9 protein-coding genes are annotated in these 6,572 nt (G+C 64.1%); 5 read left to right on the top strand and 4 right to left on the bottom strand.

Annotated features, from left to right (window positions below):
* A partial coding sequence (locus FBR05_14125; protein MDL1873314.1) for a valine--tRNA ligase occupies positions 1-615 on the bottom strand: 615 nt, incomplete at its 3' end.
* 7 nt (positions 616-622) lie between these two features.
* The gene (locus FBR05_14120; GenBank protein ID MDL1873313.1) at positions 623-850 is read right to left on the bottom strand and encodes a hypothetical protein; all 228 of its coding nucleotides are present in this window, start codon (positions 848-850) and stop codon (positions 623-625) included.
* A 210-nt stretch (positions 851-1,060) separates the two neighbouring features.
* Between FBR05_14120 and FBR05_14115 the strand changes: the two genes are divergently transcribed.
* The 5 genes from FBR05_14115 to FBR05_14095 all read left to right on the top strand — a co-directional run bounded on the left by FBR05_14115 (position 1,061) and on the right by FBR05_14095 (position 5,089).
* On the top strand, positions 1,061-2,065 hold the full coding sequence (locus tag FBR05_14115) for a flippase-like domain-containing protein (GenBank protein MDL1873312.1): 1,005 nt from the start codon (positions 1,061-1,063) through the stop codon (positions 2,063-2,065).
* A gap of 73 nt (positions 2,066-2,138) precedes the next feature.
* Complete coding sequence (locus FBR05_14110; GenBank protein ID MDL1873311.1) at positions 2,139-2,765, top strand: hypothetical protein; 627 nt, start codon at positions 2,139-2,141, stop codon at positions 2,763-2,765.
* A complete protein-coding gene (locus FBR05_14105) occupies positions 2,765-3,379 on the top strand; it encodes a hypothetical protein (GenBank protein ID MDL1873310.1) in 615 nt (204 codons plus the stop codon). Before FBR05_14110 ends, FBR05_14105 begins: the two co-directional genes overlap by 1 nt.
* Positions 3,380-3,484: 105 nt before the next feature.
* Entirely contained in the window at positions 3,485-4,558 is a 1,074-nt protein-coding gene (locus FBR05_14100; protein ID MDL1873309.1) for a hypothetical protein, read from the top strand.
* Between the two features lie 159 nt (positions 4,559-4,717).
* Positions 4,718-5,089, top strand: coding sequence for a hypothetical protein (locus FBR05_14095; protein ID MDL1873308.1), 372 nt, complete (start codon positions 4,718-4,720; stop codon positions 5,087-5,089).
* A gap of 15 nt (positions 5,090-5,104) precedes the next feature.
* Here FBR05_14095 and FBR05_14090 read toward each other — a convergent pair whose 3' ends face one another.
* Together FBR05_14090 and FBR05_14085 are read right to left on the bottom strand one after the other, a co-directional pair.
* Positions 5,105-6,178, bottom strand: a complete 1,074-nt coding sequence (locus tag FBR05_14090; protein MDL1873307.1) for an AI-2E family transporter — start codon at positions 6,176-6,178, stop codon at positions 5,105-5,107.
* On the bottom strand, positions 6,171-6,482 hold the full coding sequence (locus FBR05_14085) for a Rieske 2Fe-2S domain-containing protein (protein ID MDL1873306.1): 312 nt from the start codon (positions 6,480-6,482) through the stop codon (positions 6,171-6,173). Before FBR05_14085 ends, FBR05_14090 begins: the two co-directional genes overlap by 8 nt.
* Between the last annotated feature and the right edge of the window lie 90 nt (positions 6,483-6,572).

Here is a 6,572-nt window from a genome sequence, read left to right as displayed (position 1 = left end):
AAGATGCGAGTTAACCTCATGGTAGTCGACCTCGAGGTCGCTCAATGCCGTGTGGCAGCGCGGGCACCAGTTGATCAGGCGCTGGGCGCGATAGATCAGCCCCTCTTCGTAGAGCTTGACGAAGACCTCGCGCACCGCCTTGGAAAGCCCCTCGTCCATCGTGAAGCGCTCGTGGGCGTAGTCGAGGGAGCAGCCCAGTTTTTTGAGCTGGTGGCGGATATTGCCGCCGGACTCTTCCTTCCACTTCCAGACCCGCTGGATGAAGGCCTCGCGCCCCAGGTCGTCGCGGCTCTTGCCCTCGGCGCGCAGCTGGCGCTCGACGACGTTTTGGGTGGCGATGCCGGCGTGGTCCATGCCGAAGACCCAGAGGGTCGCCTTGCCCTCCATCCGCTCGAAGCGCACCAGGATGTCCTGCAAGGTGTTGTTGAGGGCGTGGCCCATGTGCAGCGAGCCGGTCACGTTGGGCGGCGGGATCACCACCGAATAGGTCGCGCGGCCCCGGGGGTCGTCGGGCGCGGCGAAGACGCCGGCCTGCTCCCAGGCCCGCCACCAGGCCTTTTCGACTTCATGCGGTTCGTAGACTTTGGGGATCTCGTTAGCGGGGGAATCGGACATGGAAAGGCTACTCGGCGTCGGTCTCTTGCATTAAAATTTCGAGCTGCTCGCGGATCAGGCGCTCGGCGATCTCGGGGAGGATCTCGCGGGCGACCTTTTCGATCACCTGGGCGGCCAGGACCTCGAGCCTCTCGGCCTCAAGCGGAAGGGGCGCCGGGGCCGCGGCCGCGGAGGTCTCCGGGAGGGGGGTCACTTCTTCCTCGCCTAACTCAGGGTCATCCCAAACACTCGACATAGGGGCCTCCTTCCTTGCTGGCCCGTTACTATCATTATAGGCCGGATTCTCAATAAGAAATTTGGCCGCCGGGAGGGCTTTCTCGCAAAAAAGCCTTGTCCGGGCCGGGAAAATCAAGCTACCCCCTCCTCTGGGACCTGATTTCGCGAAAAATCCGGCCTTGGGCCCCAGGGACCGGGACCTCCCCGGGAATGCCGCGCCACGAATACCATGCCGAAAAAAATCCTAAAAAATCTCCTCCCCTGGCTGGTCGCCGCCGCGCTGCTCTTCTACCTCTTCACCAAGGTGCCGCCCGAGCAGGTCCTGCGCAGCCTGCACCACCTGCACCTGCCCAGCTTCCTCGGTTTCGGCGTGGTCTACTTCCTGATCATCCTCGCCCTGGACACCTGGGTCTTGAGCGGCGTCCTCAGCCGCTTCGCCGCGCCGGTCTCCTTCCGCGAGTTACTCCCCGCGCGCTGCGTCAGCTACCTGCTGGCGCTGCTCAACTACAACGCGGGCCAAGCCGGGATGGCGGTCTACCTGAAGCGTACGCGCGGCTTGAGCTTCTTCAAGACGCTGGGCTGCATCTTCTTCGTCACGGTGGTCGATCTCTACTGGGTGATCGCGATGGCCTTCGCCGGCAGCTTCCTGATGGACATCCACCTCCAGGGCTTCCAGCTCCAAGACTGGGTGCGGCGCGTGGCGGGCATCGCCTTGATCGCCTTCGTCCTCCATCTCGCCTTCTGGCGCGGCTGGTTCGGAAAGATTCTCCCCGCCCGCCTGCATTTCGGGATCGGCGACTGGCTGCGCGGCAAACACCTCTTCCAGCCCTTCCACCACGCGACCGTCGCCGACTACTTCAAGATCGCCCTCGCCCGCTTCCCGATCCACGCGGCGATCGTGTCGTCGCTTTGGTTCCTGATCCGCTTCGCGGGCGGGACGGTTTCGTTCCGCGACGTCGTCGCGACCGTCCCCATCGTTCTGTTGGTCGGGACGATCCCGCTCACCCCCGGCGGCCTCGGCGCCACGCAGCTGGCGCTGGTCGAGCTGCTGAAGGACCACGTCGTCCCGCCGCCGGCGGCCCAGGGTTCGGTGGGCCCCGCCGAGCTGCTGTTGGGAATTTCCCTCTCCTGGATGATGTTGAACTACCTCCTCAAGGCGATCGCCGGCCTGATCTTCCTGCGCGGCGGCTCGCGCGAGCTCTTCCAGGAAGGGCCAGATGCCGCGCCGCATTAAACATGGAAGCAATTTCCTTTGCGGGGCCTCCGATAACTCATGATAGAATGGGCTCAGAGGAGGTATTGGGTTTATGCACGACCCCGCCGGTCGCTTGATCCACGCCGCCGCGCTGGACGATTACTTCTTCGAGGAGGTCCGGAGCGCCTTTCACAAGCAGAAAGTCCGGGCCCTCCCCCACACCGAGTTCTACCTCGTCCGCCTGCTCAGCGATTTCTGCCGCCGCGACAACCTCTACTCCAATCCCGGGCACGAAGACACGCCGCTCGCCATCCTCTACCTCGAGTCGCTGCAGAGCGGCGGCCACGAGGGCCTGCGCCTGCTCAAGCAGATCGCCGACTTCGCGCTCTACACCTCGGGCTTCTTCCAAGATTCCCTGATCCGGCAGAACATCGATCTCGACTACTACGCCAGCATGGGCGGCAACGCCTATCGCCGCCTGCACTCGCGGGCGCGCGAGACCAGCCACGGCGAGGCCTTCGCCGAGACCTTCCGCGAGCTGAGCGAGCGCTTCCTCCACTTCGTCGACGTCCTGGCCGAGATCAGCGAGCGCTCGAACGTCCTCAAGGACTCCGACCTGCTGCGCCTCTATGAGAAATGGCTCAGCACCGGTTCCGAGCGCCTTAAGCAGAAGCTGGAGGAGTTCGGCATCCGGCCCCTGTCGCCGGCCGGCGTGCCGCGCGGCGAAACGAGGCATTGATGCTGAGCGAGCTGCAAAGCTGGATCGAGGAGACCTACCGGCTGGAGCCGGAGGCCCCGGTCGCGGATTACCTCATCGACCGCGCGCAGCTCGAGCGCCACCTGGACAAGGACAGCCCCTACCGGAACGCCGAGGAAGTCTTGCTGTTGCGCGGCGACGCGCAGAACTGCGAGGTGGGCTTGTTCCTTCACCCCAAATTCGGCTTGGAAGAGACCTCGGTGGCCGAGGCCGACACCCACGGGGTCATGACCGCCCTGGAGGGCGTTTCCCACTTGCTGCTCTCGCTCCACCGCCTCAAGCGCTCGGAAGGGCTGACCCAGCTCGAGCTGGAGCTGCAGGCCGAGGTCGACAAGTTCCTCTTCCTCCGGCTGATGTCCGATGAGGGCCGGCGGGCCGAGGCCAAGCGCCACCTGCTGAGCGAGGCCAACCTCGAGGGCTTAAGCCGGGAAAACCTCGACCGCTACGCCGCCGCGCGGCGCCTGGCCCACCGCTACTGCCGGCACCTCGAGGAGACATACCTTGCCCCGCGATCTTTCGACGGCCTCTTCCGCGAGCTGCCGGAATTCTACCGCATGAGCCATTGGAGAAAGCTTCAGACCATCGGCCTGCCGTGAACCACCCAAGCAGAATGCGACGCCCTTGGGCCTGTAAATGGTAGGCGCGTTATTCACCTCGGGAAAAAATTGACAGACCGGCCTCCCGAAAATAAAGGTCCCGGCGTGCGAAGACTCCTGGCTTTCCTTCTCTGTCTTCTCTGCGCCCTCGCCGGCGCCGGGATGCCTATTGCCGCCCCAGCACCCGCCGGCGCCGCGGCCGACTCGGCGCCGCCCCTGCGCGGCATGGGACTGGGCCTGTTCAGCAAGGACCCCCAATACGACTACCGCCGCGACCTGCAAGAATTGAAGGCCCTGGGCGTCAACGCCATCCTGCTCGTCGTCAACTGGTACTCCCCCGACATCCGCTCCAATGCCATCGAGCCTCGCCCCGACCACGGCGCCGAGAACAGCACCATCTCGGACGAGAAATTGATCCAGGTGATCCGCGCCGCGCATCGCCAGGACATGAAGGTCCTGCTCTTCCCCTACCTGCGCTTCGACCGGCGCGGCCCGAAGGACTGGCGCGGCGTCTTGGCCCCGGCCGACTTCTCGGTCTGGGCGAAGAACTACGAGCGCTTCATCCTGCACTATGCGGATTTGGGCAAACGCCACGGCGTCGCGCTGCTCAGCGTCGGCAGCGAGCTGGGCTCGATGGAGGAGAAGACCGAGTTTTGGAAGGGCCTGATCGCCAAGGTGCGCTCGCGCTTTCCGGGCGAGCTGCTCTATTCCTCCAATTGGGACCACTACAGCTATCCGACCTTCTGGCGGGAGCTCGACTACATCGCGATGACCTCCTACTACCCGCTCTCCAAGAAGAACGATCCGGAATTTCCCGAGATGCTCGCGACCTGGCAGGGCCTCAAGAAAAAGATCCTCGCCTTCAAGGCCCAGTACCCGCAGAAGCTGATCTTCACCGAGGTGGGCTATCCCTCGCTCGACGGCGGCAACGTCAACCCCTGGAATTATTTCGCCAAGGCCCCCGTCGATGTCGCCGAGCAGGCGCTCTGTTACCTAGCCTTCATCGAGGCCTGGAAAAATACCCCCGAGCTGGCGGGGGTCTTTTGGTGGGTCTGGTTCGATCCGGGCGGTCCGAAGGACCCCGGGTTCTCGCCGCGGGGCAAGCCGGCCGAGGAAATCCTGCGGAAGTGGTACGGCGGCGCGGGGCCGACGCAGTACTCCCGGCAAAAAACGCCGTAACGCGGGGCCGCGACTTCCGGGGCAAGCCGGCCACTTAGAACCTGAGACGGTCGGCACCCGGGTGCCGCGGGACACCGATGGAAAGACCTCCTGATGGCCCCGTTTGTCGCGGATTTTGCTTGTTTGACTTTCCAGTCCGAAGGAACGATAACCTTGGCCATGCGGAGCTTCGCGGCCAAAACCCTCACCTCGGCATTTTTAACGCTGGTTCTGAGCGCGGCCCCCCTGGCCTCGGCCTGGGCCCTCACCCAATACTACGCCCGCGACCAAGACCGGCACCCCTCCGCCTCGAAGTTCACCCCCAAGCGCTTCGGCTACATGCCCTCCCGGCGCTACCTCCCCGGCACCAACAAGGTGAAAAAGAAATGCATCCCCAACGGCCAGGCGCGCTGCATCGCCCGGCCCGAACGCCCCAATCCCTTCGCCAGCCGCCTCGACGCCTACAACAACCAGCCGCGCACCCGCTCGGGCAGCACGGCCTCGCCGGTGGTCAAGACCTTCGATTTCGAGAATTATCCCGAGGAAGAATAGTAAAAAGGTTCGCCCCTACGACGGCTTCTTTTCCGGCAAATTGACGCTCGCGAAGTCCTTCGCATAGATACGGATGGTGGCCGTGAGCATCGCCAACAACATCGGCCCCAGCAGGATGCCGATCGGCCCGAAGACCGCTAAGCCGCCGAAGATGCTGAGGAAGAGCACCAGCTGGTGCATGTTGCTGCGGATCAAGACCGGACGCAGCAGGTTGTCGACCGAGCTGATCACCACCGCCCCGTAGACCGCCAAAAAGACGGCTTGCTTGCTGTGCCCCTGGATGAACAGCACCAGGACCAAGGGCGCGATCACCGCGCCGGTGCCGAGCATGGGCAAGAAGGACATGAAAAAGGTCACCGCGCCCCAGACCAAATAGGCCTCGATCCCCGCGAGATAGTAACCCGCCGTCGCCAGCGCCGCCTGGGCGAGGCCGGTGAGGAAATTGCCGTAGAAGACGCCGTAGATGGTGTCGCGGATCTCGCCCGCCAAGCGCTGCTCGTATTGGTCTTTCACCGGCGAGAGGCGGATCAGGGTACCGAGAAATTCCCGCCCGTCGCGAAACAGGTAGAACAGCACGATGATCATGATGAAGAAATGCAGGATGAAATTGGCCGTCCCCGCGAGCACCGACGGCGAGTACTTCGCCAGGATCTGGGCGAGGCGCGACATGGCCTGCTGGATCAGGGGCACCAAATCGAAATTGAAGCCCGAGAGGTACTCGAACTTGGCGGCGAAGAAGGTGATCTTCTGCTGAATGGCGGTCAGCAGCCCCGCGACCGAGCTTTGCGTGATCGAGAAGTTGCTGGCCGTGACCAGTGATGCCAGCTGCGTGGTGACCAGGGTCAAGAGAATGGCGATCGGCAGGAAGATGAAGAGGATGACCGTGGTAACCGAAAGGGTCGCCGCGACGTTGGCGCGCTGTTTGGTCCAATTGAGAAACTTTTGGTGGATGGGGTAGAACAGCACCGTGAAGACCCCGCTGAGGATGAGGGTCTGCAGGAAGGGATGGATCAGGTAGACCCCCACCGCGATCAAGACCAAGAGGAGAAGGATAAACGCGCGCTGCTCGGTTTTTACGGAGTTAGCCATCGATCTGCACCAAGACGTCGTCGCCCTCGACCGTCACCGGGTAGCAGGCGAGCTTGAGGTTGGGATTGTCGGCGTTGAGGCCGCTGCAAACGTCGAAGCGCCAGGCGTGCCAGGGGCAGGTCACGACCGTTCCTTCCAGCTCGCCCTCGGCGAGCGGCCCGCCGCGATGCGGGCAGTGGTTTTGCGTGGCGTAGAAGCGGCCGTCGACGTGGAACAGCGCGACCGGCTTGCCGCCGCACTCGGCGGCGACCCCGGTCCCGGGGGCGATGTCTTGTCTTTTTGCGGCCTTGACCAACGGGGACATGGGACCTCCTGATTTCACCAGCCGGGCGCCGGCGCGGGCAGCGCCGCCGAGGGCTTGGCCGCGGGCGAGGCCGCCGGCACGGGCGCGGCG

The organism is Deltaproteobacteria bacterium PRO3, assembly GCA_030263375.1.
Lineage (GTDB): Bacteria > UBA10199 > UBA10199 > DSSB01 > DSSB01 > DSSB01.
The sequence above is the reverse complement of the archived record's forward strand: the minus strand, read 5'-3'. Positions and strand labels throughout refer to the sequence as shown.